This window comes from Aliiroseovarius sp. F20344, from assembly GCF_023016155.1.
Taxonomy (GTDB): Bacteria; Pseudomonadota; Alphaproteobacteria; order Rhodobacterales; family Rhodobacteraceae; genus Aliiroseovarius.
The window spans coordinates 353,977-371,340 of record NZ_JALKBG010000006.1 but is presented as its reverse complement, the minus strand read 5'-3'; the positions used below and the strand labels follow the sequence as shown (position 1 = coordinate 371,340).

Below are 17,364 nucleotides of genomic sequence, written 5' to 3'. Positions count from 1 at the left end.
TACGGTGGCCGCGTTTTTCTTTGCCCGACAAAACTAAGGGCGGGATAGTGATCCTATCCCGCCCTACGTAAAACTCTTGTCCGAAACCAGTTCTTAGAAATGCGCCGATTTCGTTGTCGACGGAACTGCCAGAGGTGGGGCGAATTTGGTCAGGTCGATGCCTTCAACAGCAGCCTTGTATTCCTCCATCGTGGGCGTGCGGCCAAGGATGGCCGCCAGAACCACAACAGGGGTCGAAGCAAGCAGGCTTTCACCTTTCTTGTCCGGCGCATCGCCTACAACGCGGCCTTGGAACAGGCGGGTCGAGGTTGCCAGAACCGTGTCACCCTTTGCGGCTTTCTCTTGGTTGCCCATGCAGAGGTTACAACCGGGACGTTCGAGATACATGATGTTCTCATACTCGGTCCGTGCCTCAGCTTTCGGGAACAGGTCGTCGAATTCGAAGCCCGAGTATTTCTCGAGGATTTCCCAGTCGCCCTCTTCCTTCAGTTCGTCGATAATGTTGTAGGTCGGAGCAGCCACCACCAGCGGCGCGTTGAACTCGACCTTGCCCATCGATTTCTCAAGGTTCTTCAACATCTGGGCCACAATCTTCATGTCGCCCTTATGCACCATGCACGAGCCGACAAACCCAAGGTCCACCTTCTTATCGCCGCCGTAATAAGACACAGGGCGGATGGTGTCGTGGGTATAGCGCTTGGACACGTCTTCGTTGTTCACGTCCGGGTCCGCGATCATAGGCTCATCGATCGCATCCAGATCCACGACCACTTCGGCGAAGTAGTTCGCGTTTTCGTCCGGGGTCAAGGCAGGGTTCGCACCCGACTTGATGTCCGCGATGCGCGCATCGGCTTTGTTGATCAGGCCTTGAAGCAGCTGGGCTTCATTGTCCATGCCCTTGTCGATCATGATCTGAATGCGCGATTTGGCCAGTTCCAGCGAGCCAATCAGCGTCTCGTCATTCGAGATACAGATTGAAGCTTTCGCCTTCATCTCAGCCGTCCAGTCGGTGAAGGTAAAGGCTTGGTCAGCCAGAAGCGTCCCAATATGCACTTCGATCACGCGGCCCTGGAAGACGTTGTCACCGTGCTGATCCAGCATTTGCGCTTGCGTGGCATGGACCACGTCACGGAAATCTAGGTGATCAGCCATCTTGCCTTTGAAGGTCACTTTGACCGATTCCGGGATCGGCATAGATGCCTCGCCAGTTGCCAGCGCCAGAGCCACGGTGCCCGAGTCTGCACCGAAGGCCACGCCTTTGGACATACGGGTGTGGCTGTCGCCGCCGATGATGACGTCCCAGTCATCCACCGTGATGTCATTCAACACTTTGTGGATCACGTCGGTCATGGCGTGATACTTCCCCTTCGGGTCACGCGCGGTGATCAGCCCGAAATCGTTCATGAATTGCATCAGTTTCGGGATGTTGGCCTGCGCCTTCTTGTCCCAAACAGATGCGGTGTGACAGCCCGACTGATAGCCCACGTCCACGGACGGCGAGATCACGGTGGCGGCCATCGCCTCCAGTTCCTGCGCGGTCATCGGACCGGTGGTGTCCTGCGAGCCCACCACGTTCACCTTCACACGCACGTCGGACCCGGCAAGCAGGGTCGCGCCCGGCGTGGTGCCCAATGCATTGCGGTTGAAGATTTTTTCAACGGCGGTCAGGCCCTGACCTTCTGCGGTGATCTCTTTCGACGGTGCATAAGCCGATTTCAGCTCTTGTCCCAGAGCTTCGGCAGCAAATGTCTGCAGCTTCTTGCCGAAGACCACGGCATAAGAACCGCCGGCCTTCATGAACTCCATCTTCTGCGGGGTGAAGGCGGCGGCAACGCTTTTCAGCTCTTTTCCGTCGGCATCATGCAGGGTTTTGGTCTTGGAGTTGATGGTCAAGACGGTGCCGGTGGCGACCGAATAGGCCTCTTCCAGCACGGCTTCGCCGTCTTCGTCTTCAATCACGTTGCCGTCTGCGTCCAGCTTCTTGACCCAGTTGTCCAGATCAATGCCGATGCCGCCGGTCACGCCCACGGTGGTCAGGAAGATCGGAGAGATGCCGTTGGTGCCGGCCACAACTGGGGCGATGTTGATGAAGGGCACATAGGGGCTGGCCTTCTTGCCAGTCCATAGCGCCACGTTGTTGACGCCCGACATACGCGACGACCCAACGCCCATGGTGCCTTTTTCCGCAATCAGCATCACGCGGGCATCGGGGTGTTGTTTTTGCAGCTCTTGGATTTCCACCTGCGCTTCGGGCGAGATCATGCATTTGCCGTGCAATTCGCGGTCAGCGCGCGAATGTGCTTCGGCACCCGGCGACAGTAGGTCGGTCGAAATATCACCAACACCGGCGATATAGGTAACGACTTTGATCTCTTCCTCGACGTCGGGCAGTTTGGTGAAAAACTCTGCCTTGGCATAGCTTTCCAGCAATTCTTTGGCGACGGCGTTGCCAGCTTTATAGGCTGCGTTCAGACGGTCCGTGTCAGCCTCGTACAGGAAGACCTGCGTTTTCAGAACGTCTGCAGCCTGCGCTGAAATCGCAGCGTCATCACCCAGCGCCAGATCCAACAGCACCTCAACCGAGGGACCACCTTTCATGTGCGCCAGCAGCTCAAAGGCAAACTCCGGGGTAATTTCGGCAACAGAAGCCTCACCCAGAATGATCTCCTTCAGGAACTTCGCCTTGACGCCAGCGGCACTCGTCGTGCCCGGAAGTGTGTTGTAAACAAAGAAATTCAGCGATGCTTCGCGTTTAGCATTCCCGGTATCTTTGATCTGCTCGATCAATTCCCCCACCAGCGCGCCATCGTCGATCGGCTTGGGGTGCAGCCCCTCGCCCTTACGCGTTTCAATCTCATTTAGGTAGTCGGTGTACAAGCTCATGACGTTCCCTACGAATTCGAGTTGGATGCAGCCCGTTTCCCAGCGCGGAAGAATCTCTTACACACTGGAAATGTCTGCTGTATGCCGCTGTATACCAAACACTTGCTGGCGGGGCAATATCTTCAAAGGCAGCACAATGCCCCTTTTTCGATCTCATAACCGCATTCACCCTGTGATCCAATCCCACTGCGTCACTGAGCCGCCCCCAGATGCTTAACAAATTCATAGACGTGAATATTTAACGGGCGTAGAGACACCCTTAGAATTCTTTATTGCCCGATTGGAGGGAGCTCATGACACATTCGTTCAATGCAACGCGCAGGGGATTTCTTAGCCTTGCTGCAGGTGCAGGCGCTCTGATGGCGACGGGGGCCAATGCCGCTGCCCTAAAAACCGTCGAAACCAAAGCAAAGATTGTCATTTTGGGTGCGGGTGCAGCAGGCACCGCATTGGCCAATCGCCTTGTCCGCCGTTTGAATGGGGCCGAGATCACAATAATCGATCCCCGTAAGGAACACTGGTACCAACCCGGTTTCTCGTTGATCGCGGCAGGCCTCAAGCCCTCAAAATACTCGGTTTCGCAAACTGGTGACTGGCTGCCCAAAGACATCAACTGGGTTGCAGAGCGCGCAGCGGAAATTGATCCCGACGCGCAAAAAGTAATGACCGAGAGCGGCAAGACCATCCCCTATGACTTCCTTATTCTGGCACCCGGCCTAGTGCTGAACTACGGTGCCATCGAAGGGTTCGAAATGGACATGATTGGCAAGGACGGCATTGGGTCGCTTTACGCCGGTCCTGATTATGCCGCCAAAACATGGGAAGCCGCTGGCCGCTACACCGAAGATGGCGGCGTTGGTATTTTCACCCGCCCCGCGACCGAGATGAAATGTGCTGGCGCACCGATCAAGCACACGTTCCTGATCGACGACATCGCGCGAAAAGCTGGCACAACGAATTTGGACATCAACTATATGGCCCACAATCAGGGCCTGTTTGGTGTGCCGATTATCTCGGAAAAACTGCGGATGTTGTTTGGTCAGCGCGAGATCACGCCGCATTACAGCCATGTGCTGAAAGCGGTGGATGCCGGAAAAAAGATCGCCACTTTTGAAACCGAGAACGGCGATGCGGAAATGCCATATGACTACCTGCATATCGTGCCGCCTCAACAGGCGCCGGATGTGGTGCGCAACTCGGCCCTGACCGATCCCGGCAGCTGGGATGGCCGTGGTTGGGCGACCGTCGACAAGCACACTCTGCGTCACAACTTCTTCGACAACGTCTTTGCTGTGGGCGACATCGCGGGCGTGCCCAAGGGCAAGACAGCGGCCAGCGCCAAATGGCAGGTGCCGGTGGTTGAAGAACACCTTGTCGCACAGATCGCAGGCACCAAAAGCGACGCGAGCTATAACGGCTATACGTCCTGCCCTCTGATCACCCGCGTGGGCCGTGCGATGCTGATCGAGTTCGACTACAACAACAACCTGACCCCCAGCTTCCCGGGCGTGATCGCGCCCTTGGAAGAGCTGTGGATCAGCTGGCTGATGAAAGAGGTTGCCCTGAAAGCGACCTACAATGCCATGATCCGTGGCGACGCATAAGGAGGATATGACCGATGAAAGAGCTTACCTTCGGAACGTTAATTGCCGTCTTTGAAGAGATCTTTGGCCCGACATTGTTCTGGGTGATGGTGGTGGCGGCCATCATAATCACACTGGCCTATCTCTATGTCCTGATCCGCGACCGGGCGGTCAGCTGGCACAAATTCCTGCGCGCGCAGCTGTCGATGCCAATTGGTGCAATCGTCGCGGTTCTGTTTGTGCAGAAGATGACCCACTCCAGCTTCTCTGACATAGGCGGTCCAATTGATGTGATCATCCTTTTGGGCATTGCTGCAATGGGCGCTGTGGGTGCTGCTATATTGGTCTACACGTTCGATGCGCTGCTTTTGCAGAGACCCAACAGACAGGAAGACTGACCGTCAGCGATAGAAACGAAAAAGGGCCGCGTTATGCGGCCCTTTGTGTTTTCTAGGAAATTGCGATCACACCGCAATGGCGGGCAGGTCTTGCTCCATCAACCAATCTGCCAGCACCCCGGCCTCTGGCGGTAGCTGGATTTCCATACCGCCCGCGAACTCTGCAAACGCATCCTGATTTAACTGGTTTAAGCCAACCAGCACAGGAATACCCATATCCAGCGCCTTTACGATCACATCGCGAAATCCGCGCCCTTCGGCCTCTTGTTTGCCGAACTTGTTGATGATCAGGCAATCGGCCCCGCAGTCCATTGCCCTGCTGACCAACATAACCGCACGTTCAAGCATATCTGCTTTTAACCGACATCCCCGCGCGCCCGGTCCCAGGTTTTGGGAAATGCGCAACAAAGGACCCTCGGGCAGAACCTGAATATCCATATCGCATGGGCCGTGGTTTACACGCCCAGTGTTGACCTGAGTTGTCCCAACCACACGAAGGCCTTTTTGTTGCAAGGCCGAAGCGACGGAAAACAAAAGCTCGTCCGTATCGCCACGCCCTGCTGCTTTTGTGCAGGCAATTCTCATCTCGGGGCTCCTATCCTAAAGCGATGCCTTCAGTCACTGCACCGGCTTCAAATCCGCGCCTTTGATCTCGGCTTTGGCGGCAAGCTCGGCCACGAAGGCACGTGCGCCCTTGGCCCAAGCGGCCTTTTCCATCGCCTCGGCAATACGGGGTTTGACGCTGTCATACGGCAGCTCTGCCCCATCTTCAGCGGCATCCATGCGGATGACATGCCAGCCATGGCGGGTCAGAACCGGAGCATCTGTGACCGCACCGCTCTTCAGCCCACGCAGAACTTTTTCAAACTCGGGAACGGTGTCGCCCGGTCCAAGCTGGCCCAGCGCCCCGCCAGACGACTTCGAGCCGCAATCGCTGTTCTCTTCTGCGATATGTGCAAACTTGCGTGGGTTTGAGGTGACTGCTGCCATTACCTGATCAGCACGGGCTTTGGCAGCTTCTGTTTCATCTTTGTCGCGCGGGTCGCAAGCGATCAGGATGTGCGAGACCTCCCACAACGGCGGCGCGCGGAAACGCGACGGGTCGCGGGACCATTCGGTGTGAACCGCGTCTTCGCTGGGCGTCGCGACTTCGACCTCAGTTTCGAGAAGGCCCCGGATCAGGGCCTCCTCGTCTGTTTCAAAGCGGCCTGGTGCAACCTCGGCCGGGTCGGCCGTGATCTGGCGCTTGCGGGCTTCTTGCAAAAGAAGGGTCCGCACCGCGACGGCATTGGCCGCCTTGCGCCAAGCAATGCCAGGCTTGCCGGTGGGGGCGTCATGGTTCTGTGCTTCAGCGGCAACCACCGCATGAGGCACAGTTTCACCATTGACGACGAGATCGGGGAATAGGGCCGCATTCATGGTCATTACTCCGCAGGGTTCACAGGTTTCTGACGACGCGAGCGCACAACCTGATAGCCGGGGCGCCACAGATAGCGCACGGGGGCCGACAACATGTGAACAAGGCGCGTGAACGGGAAGACAAGGATGATTGTCAGCCCAAGGAACAGGTGCAGCTTGAAGACCAAGGACACGTCAGCGATATAGCTGGCGGCAGCACCGTCAAAGGTAAAGATCCCTTGCGCCCATGACATGAACTTAACCATCTCATGTCCGTCCAAATGACCCAGCGACACGAAGATCGTGCCGAGACCCAGCACAAGCTGCGCCAAGAGCATACCCAGAATGGTTATATCCCAGAAGCTCGAGGTTTTGCGGATGCGCGGATCGGTCCAGCGGCGATGGAATAGCATGCCGCCACCCACCAGCGCCATGACGCCCGCGATGCCACCGGCCACAACGGCCAGAAGCTGTTTCGCACCGTGGCTGATGCCCATGGTGTCAAAGATCCAGATCGGGGTCAGAAGACCGATCAGGTGACCGAAGAAAATGATCAACACACCCACATGGAACAGGATGGACCCGATCATCAGTTGCTTGCGTCGCAGCATCTGGGAAGACGAGGTTTTCCAGGTGAAAGGATCGCGGTCATAGCGCGCGATGCTTCCCATGATCCCCACGCCCAAGGCGATATAGGGGAAAATTCCGAACAGAAAATTGTGCATTTCGTCCTCCATCATTCCGCAGCCACGCCGGGGGCGCGGGCTGCTGTGTCTGATTTGGGTTCATCCATGCGCGAAAGCATGTCGCGCACTTGTGGGCATCCGGCATTGGGATCGGGACCGAAGCGCACTTCGCTTTCCTCCCAGATCTCGTCCAGAGCCTCTAAGTCATTGGGATCGACCTCGGGCTGTTCCAGCAGCTCGGCCACTGCCTCTTTGTCGGCTTCTACACCAGACAGCTGTAGCAAAGAGGCGAACACGGCAGCATATGGGCTGTCACGTCGAACCAGTCGTTCGCTCAACGCTTCCATAATATGCGCCGCGTCCGCCAAGGTATCCTGTACCTCGGCATAGGGACGCGTGGACAGGAATTCCAAGAGAACAGGCAGGTGGTCGGGCAGCTCGCTTGATACCGGATCGAACCCGGCTTCGCGATACATCTCGACCAGCGAAACCATCGCCCCACCCCGGTCGCGACTTTCGCCGTGAACATGCTCAAACAGGTTCAGTGACAAAGTGCGCGATCGATCGAAGAGCAGCACATACTGCTCTTCCAGATCGTAGATGTCCTGCGATCCCAAGGCGTCGATCAAGGGGCGCAGATCACGACGGGCAGCAGCCGTAAGACGGCTGTCCGATGCCAGCACCGCGCCGATTTCCGGCATGGCCTGCTGCAGTTCGCGAGTGGGGTAGCTTAGAACCAGCGAGATAGCTTTTAGAGAACGGTCCATTACATCACCTCCGACGGCATTTTCAGGGCTTTCTTGGCACCGCCAAACAGCGATGCTTTCGACGTTCCACCGGAACAGCCATTGGTATCAGTGAAGCCACAGCCGCCGCGCAGATCGTAAGCGTCTTCAACTTGCTCGCGGTGCGTGGTCGGGATGACGAAACGGTCTTCGTAGTCGGCAAGGGCCATAATTTTATACATGTCCTCGATGGTACGACCGGTCAGACCGACACGTTCAGCCAGACCCTCGTCCGTTACGCCTTCGATGGTTTTCGAGCGCATATAAGCGCGCATACCAAGCATCCGTTCCAACGCGGTGACAACGGGGGCTTCATCCCCTGCGGTCAGCATGTTGGCCAGATATTTCACCGGGATACGCAGGTTCTTCACGTCGGGCATTGCGCCGTCGGTTCCGATTGCACCTGCTTCGGCGGCGTTCTGGATCGGGCTAAGCGGTGGGATGTACCAGACCATCGGAAGGGTGCGATACTCTGGGTGCAGCGGGAACGCTACTTTCCATTCCATCGCCATCTTCCAGATCGGGCTTTCCTTTGCGGCCTTGATCCAATCCTGCGGGACACCGTCACGCTCGGCAGCGGCGATCACCTCGGGATCGTTCGGATCAAGGAAGACACCCAGCTGCGCGTCGTAAAGATCGGTTGTGGCTTCCGCATTCGCGGCTTCCTCGATCTTGTCGGCATCGTAAAGCATCACACCCAGATAGCGGATCCGGCCCACACAGGTTTCCGAACAGACGGTCGGGTTGCCGCTTTCGATGCGCGGATAGCACAGGGTGCATTTCTCGGACTTACCGGTCGACCAGTTGTAGTAGACTTTTTTGTAAGGACAGCCCGAGACACACATCCGCCAACCGCGACACTTCTCTTGGTCGATCAGGACAATGCCGTCTTCTTCGCGCTTATAGATCGCACCCGACGGACACGAAGCCGCACAAGCCGGGTTCAGGCAGTGTTCGCACAGACGGGGGAGATACATCATGAAGGTGTTCTCGTATTCCCCGTAGATCTGCTTTTGCACACCTTCGAAGTTGTAGTCTTCACCACGTTTCGAGAATTCGCCACCCAGGATTTCTTCCCAGTTCGGCCCCTTCTCGATCTTCTCCATCCGTTCGCCAGTGATCTTGGAACGCGGGCGGGCGGTGGGGAAGGCCTCCATTTCAGGGGCTGACTTCAGGTGGTCATAGTCGAAATCGAACGGCTCATAGTAATCGTCGATCTCGGGCAGATCGGGGTTGGCGAAGATGTTCGCCAAAATCCGCCATTTCGACCCCTGTTTGGGCTGCAACTTGCCAGCTTTGGTGCGTTCCCAGCCACCGTTCCAACGCGCCTGGTTTTCCCAGTCGGTCGGATAGCCGGTGCCCGGTTTGCTTTCCACGTTGTTGAACCATGCGTATTCAACACCGTCTCGCGACGTCCAGACGTTCTTACACGTCACAGAGCAGGTGTGGCACCCGATACATTTATCAAGGTTCAACACCATGCCGATTTGAGCACGTACCTTCATTCTGCTGCCTCCTTATTCGGGGTCGCTTCACGGTCGAGCCAGTCAACCTTCTTCATCTTGCGCACCACGACGAATTCATCGCGGTTCGCACCAACGGTGCCGTAGTAGTTGAAACCGTAAGATTGCTGGGCATAGCCGCCGATCATGTGGGTGGGCTTCAGCGTCGCACGCGTGACCGAGTTGTGAATGCCGCCGCGTTTACCGGTCTTCTCGGACCCGGGCGTATTCACGATTTTCTCTTGCGCGTGGTACATGAAGGTCGTTCCGTCCTTCATCCGCTGACTTACAACCGCACGGGCCGTCAGGGCACCGTTCGAGTTGTAAAGCTCGACCCAATCGTTATCGACAATCCCTGCCGATTTCGCATCGTTTTCCGAGATCCAGATCACCGGGCCACCGCGATTCAGCGTCAGCATGTGAAGGTTATCGGAATAGGTCGAGTGGATGCCCCATTTCTGGTGCGGCGTGATGAAGTTCAACACCACATGCGGCCAGTCTTTCTCGCTATGCACCTCGTCGGTGATCGTTTTCAGATCGACCGGAGGACGGTAGGACAGGAAGCCCTCACCAAAGGCCAGCATCCACTGGTGATCCTGATAGGTCTGTTGACGACCTGTCAAGGTCCGCCACGGGATCAGCTCGTGCACGTTGGTGTAGCCCGCGTTATAGCAGACCTCTTCGCTTTCAATACCAGACCATGTCGGGGACGAGATGATCTTACGTGGCTGCGCGGCGATGTCGCGGAACCGGATCTTCTCATCCTCTTTAGGTTTGGCCAGATGGGTGTGATCACGGCCGGTCGCTTTGGACAAGCTGTCCCACGCCTTGACTGCAACTTCACCGTTGGTTTCCGGCGCTAGCATCAAGACGACCTCGGTCGCGTCGATGTCGGTCACGATCTTGGGCTGACCCTTGGCGGGCCCCTCCTCGTGCACACCGTTCAACTCACGCAGGTGCTGCACCTCGTGCTTGGCATCAACCATGATGCCTTTGCCGCCGTTGCCCAGCTTGTCCAGAAGCGGACCAAGAGCCACGAAGTGGTCATAGACCGCGGTATAGTCGCGTTCCACCGGCACATAGTTTGGCGCGGTCTTGCCCGGAATAAGGTCGCATTCGCCCTTCTTCCAGTCACGCACTTGATCCTGCGCCAGTTCACCCGGCGTATCATGCAGAAGCGGCACCTGAACGATGTCCGTTTCCTTGCCCAGAATTTCCGGGGCAACTTCCTGGAACTTGTGGGCAATGGCCTTGAAGATCTCCCAGTCCGACTTGCTTTCGTAAGCCGGGTCCACAGCCGCCTGAAGCGGGTGAATGAACGGGTGCATGTCCGAGGTGTTCAGGTCGTTCTTTTCGTACCAAGAAGCCGTGGGCAGAACGATGTCCGAATAGACACAAGTGGTCGACATGCGGAAGTCCAGCGTGACCAGCAGGTCCAGCTTGCCTTCCGGCGCATCCTCGTGCCACTTCGCTTCTTTCGGAAGCTGCGCACCTTCTTCCCCAAGATCCTTGCCCATGACCCCGTGATCGGTGCCAAGCAGGTGCTTCAGGAAATACTCGTGCCCCTTGCCCGACGACCCCAGCAGGTTCGAGCGCCAGACAAACAGGTTACGCGGCCAGTTTTCAGGTGCATCCGGGTCCTCACAGGACATTTCCAGATCGCCAGATTTCAGCTGCTGCGCCACATAGGCAGGGATTTCCATCCCAGCATCATTGGCCTGTTTGGCCACCTCAAGAGGGTTGGTTTTCAGCTGCGGCGCCGATGGCAACCAGCCCATCCGTTCAGCACGGATGTTGAAGTCAATCATCGACGCATCCCAGTCACCTTCCGGTGCGGTGGGCGACACGATCTCGCTTGCGGTCAGGGTCTCGTAGCGCCACTGATCCGAATGCGCATACCACATCGAGGTCGAGTTCATTTGACGTGGTGGCCGGTTCCAGTCGAGACCAAAGGCCAAAGGCAACCAACCAGTCTGCGGGCGCAGTTTTTCCTGGCCCACATAGTGAGCCCAACCACCGCCGGACTGACCTACACAACCGCACATGATCAGCATGTTGATCACGCCGCGATAGTTCATGTCCATGTGGTACCAGTGGTTCATTGCCGCGCCGATGATGATCATCGACTTGCCGTTGGTCTTCTCGGCATTTTGCGCGAACTCACGGGCAACGTGAACGATCTTATCAGCAGATACGCCGGTGATCTTCTCGGCCCACGCAGGGGTGCCCGGCACGTCTTCGTTATAGTCCTTGGCAACCCAGTCACCACCCAGACCACGATCAAGGCCATAGTTGGCACAGAACAGGTCAAATACAGTGGCCACACGAACCAGACCGTCTTTGGTCTGGATCTCGCGGATTGGGATGTTTCGGGTCAGAACGTCGGGGCGGTCATCGCCGGTCGAGAACTGTTCGGTCGCTTCGCCACCGAAATACGGGAAGTCCACACCAGCAACACGGTCATGGTCTCCATCACCAATCAGCGTCATTTTCAGATCGGTGTCGGCCTCTTGGGCGCGTTCTTCGAGGTTCCATTCCCCGTCTTCGCCCCAGCGATATCCGATCGAGCCATTAGGCGCGACCAGACCGCCGGATTTTTCATCCAGCCCAACGGTCTTCCATTCGGGGTTATTCTCTTCACCCAGCTTGCCGTCCAGATCATCGGCACGCAGGAAACGCCCGGGAACCAGTTTGCCGTTCTTGTCTTCCAGCTTCACCAGCATCGGGAAGTCAGAATACTTGCGGCAGTAATCCTCGAAATACTCGACTTGGTTGTCCAAGTGGAATTCACGCAGGATCACGTGGCCAAAGGCCATCGCCAATGCGGCGTCGGTACCCTGTTTGACGTTCAGCCAGACATCGCCAAATTTGGCGGCTTCCGAATAGTCGGGGCAGATGACTGCGGACTTGGTGCCGCGGTAACGTGCTTCGGTATAGAAGTGCGCGTCCGGTGTCCGTGTCTGCGGTACGTTCGAGCCCCAAAGCAGCAAGTAACCAGCGTTGTACCAGTCAGCGGATTCCGGCACGTCGGTCTGTTCGCCCCACGTCATGGGCGAGGCTGGCGGAAGGTCACAATACCAGTCATAGAAGGATCCGCAGACCCCGCCAATCAGGCTAAGGTAACGGGCGCCCGCTGCATAAGAAATCATCGACATCGCCGGGATGGGCGAGAAGCCGATCACCCGGTCGGGACCGTATTTCTTGGCGGTATAGGCGTTGGCGGCGGCCGTAATTTCGGTCGCTTCATCCCAGCTTGCGCGGACAAAGCCACCCTTACCTCGGGTCTTCACATATGAATCGCGCAGGATCGGGTCGCTCTGGATCGCGGTCCAAGCCTCGATCGGCGACATAGTCTGACGCATTTTGCGCCAAACTTTCATCAGACGGCCACGCACCAGCGGGTTTTTCACGCGGTTCGCGGAATAGAGATACCAGCTGTAAGACGCACCACGGGCACAGCCGCGCGGTTCGTGGTTGGGCAGATCAGGGCGTGTCCGCGGGTAATCGGTCTGTTGGGTTTCCCAAGTGACGATCCCCGATTTCACGTAGATTTTCCACGAACACGATCCGGTACAGTTCACACCATGGGTCGAGCGCACAATTTTGTCGTGGCGCCAGCGATTCCGATAGGTGTCCTCCCAGTCGCGGTTTTCATTGGTCACTTGACCGTGGCCATTCGAAAACTGTTCCAGTTCTTTGGACTGGAAGAAGTTCAGTCTGTCGAGCAGGTGGCTCATCTGATTTCTCCTAGGTTGGCTGGCCTACCCCGGCATCTGCCGGGATAGGCGGGCAGACGTATCAGGGGTTCTTCACGTAAGCGCCGGGGCGCAGATAGAACCACCAGTTGATGGCGATGCAGACCGCATAGAAGATCGCGAAGCCGTACAAGGCGTATTCAGGCGTTCCGGCTTTCAGCTGTTCGCCAAACACTTTGGGAATGATGAATGCGCCGTAAGCAGCAACCGCAGCGGTCCAACCCAAAGCAGGACCAGCCTGTTCTTTGTTGAACACCATCGCGATGGTGCGGAAGGTCGACCCGTTGCCGATACCAGTTGCGGCGAACAGGATCAGGAACAGACCCAGGAACGGATAGAAGTATTGTTCCGGGGTGGCCGACGAGTAAGCCTGCTGGATGAAGTATGCGACACCCAAGGCCGAGGCGACCATGACGACCGAGATGATCTGGGTCACCTTTGCGCCGCCGGCTTTGTCAGCCCACATACCGCCAATCGGACGGATCAACGCACCGATGAACGGTCCCATCCAGGCAAACATCAAGGCCGACGGGCCATTTGGGTTCACCATGTCGTGGGTCATCACACCGTCGACTTCAACGTGGCTAAAGCCGAACACAACCTTGATGGTCAGCGCCAGCGCGGCCGAGTAGCCGATGAACGAGCCAAAGGTCATGGTGTAGATCACGGTCATGGCCCAGGTGTGCTTGTTGCCGAAAATTTTGTACTGGCGGCTCAGGTTCTGTCCGACAGCACCCGGGATCATTCTCAGACCCAGAACGGTCAGTGCGATCACGATGGGCAGCACGATCCATTTGGACACGCCCAGACCCGAGGTTGGCAGACCGGCCTCAGTACCCGGAAGCAGCAGCCACAGGCCGAAAGCAGCGGTGATGAAACCGATCATCAGCATGCCCGAAATCGTGGCGAATGCGCCAAGCGGTCCAGGGATATTGGGCGAGACATGCTCGTCGCGGATGTTGTTCATCCCCATCCAGCCAATGATCGCCAGAGGGATCAGGAAGACCAGCCAGATCAGGCCAGCGTTTTGGATGTAAGTCTCGGTCCCGGCAGGGATTTTGCCGATCAGCGTGCCCGAGGTGTTGACCAAGGTGCGGCTTTCGCCACCGAAGATACCCATGGTCATGGCCAGTGGGATCAGGATCTGCATGGTGGTCACACCAAAGTTGCCCAGACCCGCATTCATACCCAGCGCATAACCTTGAATTTTCTTCGGGTAGAAGAAGCTGATGTTCGACATCGAGGACGAGAAGTTACCGCCGCCGATGCCCGACAGGAAGGCCAAAATCTGGAAGTACCACAACGGGGTATCCGGGTTTTGCAGCGCCAGACCGGCACCGATGGCCGGGATCATCAAAAGCGCGGTGGTGAACACAATGGTGTTTCGTCCCCCTGCGATACGAATGAAGAAGGTCGAGGGAATACGCAGGGTTGCACCGGTCAAGCCAGCGATTGCGCCCAGCGTAAACAGATCGGACTTTGCGAATTCGAAGCCCAGATTAAGCATCTGTACCGTGATGATGCCCCAGTAAAGCCAGACGGCGAAACCGCATAGCAGGCTGGGAATTGAAATCCATAGATTTCGGTTGGCAATGGACTTGCCGGTGGATGCCCAGAAGGCCTCGTCATCCGGTGTCCAGTTTCTTAGATCTTGTCCCACGATTATCCCTCCTCAGGAATTGGTTTGGCGGGCCACCGGGACAGGCGGGCCACCTTTTATGTCGTGCTTAGATTTTTTCAGCGTGTGTACGGTTGTACTCGTCCACAACTGCGCGCGAGTTGTTTACGGCATTCACAGCGCGGGCAGCTCGAAGCTCCAGCCCATCAAGCTGGGCCTTCTCGAACAATGCCTTCTCCTCGGCCTCTTTCTCGGGCGAGAAACGGACGAACAGCGCAAGGACCGAGGCACAGCAGACCATGATACCGATTACAAGGAATGCGTTGTTCCAAGGCATCTCGCCTTTGAACAAGAAGCCTGCGGCCACAGCACCGGCGTTACCACCTGCCCCAACAATACCTGCAACTGCTCCCAGCGCCTTTTTGTTGACGAAAGGAACCACCGAATAGGTCGCGCCTTCGGACATCTGCGTGAACAGCGAAAAGATGATCAGCATCGGGATTGCTAGGAACAGCACGTCCATGCGGCTGAACAGCATCAGCGCAAGACCTTCGCCCAAAAGCACAATGAACAGCCAGTACGACCGGCCACGCAGCCCCCAAAGCGATGCAAAGTTATCGCCGAAGATCCCACCCAAAGTACGGGCAAAGATATTCATCAGACCAAACGACGCTGCAATCAGACCAGCAGTTACAAGTGTGATGCCATCGAAATAGTCATAGAAGTACAAAGCTGCGACATTGTTGACCGTCAGTTCGATCCCGAAACAGGCTGCGTAAATGAAGAACAACACCCAGACGCGATAATCCACCATGGCTTTAAAGTACGTGCCAGTGACTTTCTCTTTCTTCTCAAGCAGTCCTTTTTGACGAAGCTCTTTGTAGTTTCCATCCGGCGCATCTTGCGTCAGGAAGAAATAGGCGATGCCGACCACGAAGATCACACACCCAACCACGACCATCGAGAACCGCCAGCTTGCGGCGTCCGTAAAGCCAAGGGTGATAAAGATTGAAAAGATCAGTGGCATTGCGAACTGCGTTACACCGCCGCCCAAATTACCCCAGCCAGCGCTGGTTGCGTTGGCGGTTCCCACCACGTTCGGCGCAAACATCACTGACGTATGGTATTGGGTGATAACGAACGAAGCCCCGATGAAACCAATCATCAACCGGAAGAACAGAAAGCTTTCAAAGCTGTCTGCCAGACCAATCCCGGCTACCGGGAAGGCACCAAGGATCAAAAGCCATGTATAGGCCAGCCTTGGACCGATCCGGTCACACAGCCACCCAATAAAGAAGCGCCCGACAATCGTCATTGCCACCGAAGCAATGATCGTCCAACCCACTTGCGATTTTGTAAAGCCAAGCTCTTCGCGCACAATGATCATCAAAGGCGCGATACCGAACCATGCAAAGAAGCAAGAGAAGAACGCAAACCACGTCATGTGGAAGGTTCTGATTTGCACCATTCGGACGTTGAAGAAGTTTCCCCAAAGGCTTGTCGCCTTGTTCTGAATTTCCATTTCTCATGTCCCCTATTCGACTTATTGCGGCTGCCTTTTCCAAAAGGTGACGCAGTCGGTTAACATGTGGACACGGTTGAGCGAGACAGGACGAAGTTGGATTGATTCAGGTCAATTCTCATAATTAACCCAGCTAAATAAATACGTTCATGAAGTATATCATGGCCCGTATCGCTGGTTCGCAAGCATCACCAGACGGCTCATCAAACTAAGGTTTGACATTAATCAATTGCAGAGGTTAAGAATTTTACACCTTAAGAAGTGCTGCTGTCATCATGCTCGAATCGCATCATCCGGATATTCGCAAGCTAGATTTGTTCTCGGAAATGGAAGAGGACAATTTCATTTCGCTAATGCACGCCTCTTATCTTCAGACTTTTCCGCCACAGATCGAACTGATACTCGAGGGCGAGCCGAGCGACTTCCTACATGTTGTGATTGACGGCTCTGTCGAACTTTTCGCCCGCTGGAATGGCCGTGAAACAAGCATCACGATCATACGGCCTATTTCGACCTTCATACTTGCGGCAACTCTTCGCAATGCTCCGAACCTGATGTCTGCCCGCACGCTTGAGAAAAGCCGCGTGGTTCTTATTCCCAGCGCAAACGTGCGCAGGGTATTTGATGCTGATAACAAATTTGCCCGCGCAATTGTCACTGAACTTGCAACTGGGTACCGCGCATCAATCAAAAAGACCAAGGACCTGAAACTGCGCACATCTCTTGAGCGGCTGGCCAATTATCTTCTACGCCAGCAGACGCGCGAAGGCGGCCACCCAGTATTCGAACTACAAACCGAGAAACGAAGGCTTGCCTCTTACCTAAGCATGACGCCGGAAAACCTCAGCAGAGCGTTCAAGGCATTGCAGCCTTATGGGGTGACGGTTGATGGATGTAGGATCACGATTTCAAACCAGTCCGACTTGGAGAAATTTGCGCGGCCAAGCCCGTTGATCGATGACAAGACAACTTGATCTCTGACACATCGGGTTGGATGACAGCGCGCTCATCTCCGCTTAAAAACCTGCTTAAACTACAATACGAAGCTCAGACATGGCACCAGCACACCGAGGAAGCGGGTGTAGCGTTTTTATGAGTGTGGAATTTGGCTGTGCAAGCAGTCCTGAGCTAACCAGTCTCAGCCAGTAATTCCCTGTTAACAGGGAAATTACAGGGAAAAACTGCCGATTTCGCTGATATTCGAGCCCATTGCCTTGATTGCCGCAAAGAAAAC

Annotated in this window: 12 protein-coding genes; 3 read left to right on the top strand and 9 right to left on the bottom strand. The window is 56.1% G+C overall.

Annotated features, from left to right (window positions below):
- Positions 1-93 precede the first annotated feature (93 nt).
- Entirely contained in the window at positions 94-2,883 is a 2,790-nt protein-coding gene (locus tag MWU55_RS07585) for a bifunctional aconitate hydratase 2/2-methylisocitrate dehydratase (RefSeq protein ID WP_246935367.1), read from the bottom strand.
- Positions 2,884-3,176: 293 nt separating this feature from the next.
- Between MWU55_RS07585 and MWU55_RS07580 the strand changes: the two genes are divergently transcribed.
- Both MWU55_RS07580 and MWU55_RS07575 read left to right on the top strand, forming a co-directional pair.
- Entirely contained in the window at positions 3,177-4,487 is a 1,311-nt protein-coding gene (locus MWU55_RS07580; protein ID WP_246935365.1) for an FAD/NAD(P)-binding oxidoreductase, read from the top strand.
- Positions 4,488-4,501: 14 nt separating this feature from the next.
- A complete protein-coding gene (locus MWU55_RS07575; RefSeq protein ID WP_246935364.1) occupies positions 4,502-4,864 on the top strand; it encodes a DUF5368 domain-containing protein in 363 nt (120 codons plus the stop codon).
- 66 nt (positions 4,865-4,930) lie between these two features.
- On the opposite strand, the gene MWU55_RS07570 is transcribed toward MWU55_RS07575, so the two are convergent.
- The 8 genes from MWU55_RS07570 to MWU55_RS07535 all read right to left on the bottom strand — a co-directional run bounded on the left by MWU55_RS07570 (position 4,931) and on the right by MWU55_RS07535 (position 16,130).
- The gene (locus MWU55_RS07570) at positions 4,931-5,449 is read right to left on the bottom strand and encodes a DUF2478 domain-containing protein (RefSeq protein ID WP_246935362.1); all 519 of its coding nucleotides are present in this window, start codon (positions 5,447-5,449) and stop codon (positions 4,931-4,933) included.
- Positions 5,450-5,482: 33 nt separating this feature from the next.
- Positions 5,483-6,283 carry a peptidylprolyl isomerase gene (locus MWU55_RS07565; protein WP_246935358.1) on the bottom strand — a complete coding sequence of 267 codons (801 nt, stop codon included), beginning with the start codon at positions 6,281-6,283 and terminating at the stop codon, positions 5,483-5,485.
- 5 nt (positions 6,284-6,288) lie between these two features.
- Positions 6,289-6,987: a respiratory nitrate reductase subunit gamma gene (gene narI / locus MWU55_RS07560; protein WP_246935357.1), complete on the bottom strand. Its 699-nt coding sequence runs from the start codon at positions 6,985-6,987 to the stop codon at positions 6,289-6,291.
- Positions 6,988-6,998: 11 nt separating this feature from the next.
- Positions 6,999-7,715, bottom strand: coding sequence for a nitrate reductase molybdenum cofactor assembly chaperone (narJ, locus tag MWU55_RS07555; RefSeq protein WP_246935355.1), 717 nt, complete (start codon positions 7,713-7,715; stop codon positions 6,999-7,001).
- Entirely contained in the window at positions 7,715-9,238 is a 1,524-nt protein-coding gene (gene narH / locus MWU55_RS07550) for a nitrate reductase subunit beta (protein ID WP_246935353.1), read from the bottom strand. The genes narJ and narH overlap by 1 nt, the downstream gene beginning before the upstream one ends.
- Complete coding sequence (locus tag MWU55_RS07545; RefSeq protein WP_246935352.1) at positions 9,235-12,972, bottom strand: nitrate reductase subunit alpha; 3,738 nt, start codon at positions 12,970-12,972, stop codon at positions 9,235-9,237. Before MWU55_RS07545 ends, narH begins: the two co-directional genes overlap by 4 nt.
- Positions 12,973-13,033: 61 nt before the next feature.
- On the bottom strand, positions 13,034-14,650 hold the full coding sequence (locus MWU55_RS07540; protein ID WP_246935350.1) for an antiporter: 1,617 nt from the start codon (positions 14,648-14,650) through the stop codon (positions 13,034-13,036).
- A gap of 67 nt (positions 14,651-14,717) precedes the next feature.
- Positions 14,718-16,130 carry an MFS transporter gene (locus MWU55_RS07535; protein ID WP_246935349.1) on the bottom strand — a complete coding sequence of 471 codons (1,413 nt, stop codon included), beginning with the start codon at positions 16,128-16,130 and terminating at the stop codon, positions 14,718-14,720.
- 275 nt (positions 16,131-16,405) lie between these two features.
- Here MWU55_RS07535 and MWU55_RS07530 point away from each other — a divergent pair, with 275 nt between their 5' ends.
- Positions 16,406-17,104: a helix-turn-helix domain-containing protein gene (locus MWU55_RS07530; protein WP_246935347.1), complete on the top strand. Its 699-nt coding sequence runs from the start codon at positions 16,406-16,408 to the stop codon at positions 17,102-17,104.
- Positions 17,105-17,364: the final 260 nt, after the last annotated feature.

What these genes read in the sequence shown, in the direction of transcription:
- narH (WP_246935353.1), bottom strand. Translation starts at nt 9,238, where the DNA reads ATGAAGGTACGTGCTCAAATCGGCATGGTGTTGAACCTTGATAAATGT.
- MWU55_RS07565 (WP_246935358.1), bottom strand. Translation starts at nt 6,283, where the DNA reads ATGAATGCGGCCCTATTCCCCGATCTCGTCGTCAATGGTGAAACTGTG.
- MWU55_RS07585 (WP_246935367.1), bottom strand. Translation starts at nt 2,883, where the DNA reads ATGAGCTTGTACACCGACTACCTAAATGAGATTGAAACGCGTAAGGGC.
- MWU55_RS07535 (WP_246935349.1), bottom strand. Translation starts at nt 16,130, where the DNA reads ATGGAAATTCAGAACAAGGCGACAAGCCTTTGGGGAAACTTCTTCAAC.
- narI (WP_246935357.1), bottom strand. Translation starts at nt 6,987, where the DNA reads ATGCACAATTTTCTGTTCGGAATTTTCCCCTATATCGCCTTGGGCGTG.
- MWU55_RS07545 (WP_246935352.1), bottom strand. Translation starts at nt 12,972, where the DNA reads ATGAGCCACCTGCTCGACAGACTGAACTTCTTCCAGTCCAAAGAACTG.
- MWU55_RS07580 (WP_246935365.1), top strand. Translation starts at nt 3,177, where the DNA reads ATGACACATTCGTTCAATGCAACGCGCAGGGGATTTCTTAGCCTTGCT.
- MWU55_RS07570 (WP_246935362.1), bottom strand. Translation starts at nt 5,449, where the DNA reads ATGAGAATTGCCTGCACAAAAGCAGCAGGGCGTGGCGATACGGACGAG.
- MWU55_RS07575 (WP_246935364.1), top strand. Translation starts at nt 4,502, where the DNA reads ATGAAAGAGCTTACCTTCGGAACGTTAATTGCCGTCTTTGAAGAGATC.
- MWU55_RS07530 (WP_246935347.1), top strand. Translation starts at nt 16,406, where the DNA reads ATGCTCGAATCGCATCATCCGGATATTCGCAAGCTAGATTTGTTCTCG.
- narJ (WP_246935355.1), bottom strand. Translation starts at nt 7,715, where the DNA reads ATGGACCGTTCTCTAAAAGCTATCTCGCTGGTTCTAAGCTACCCCACT.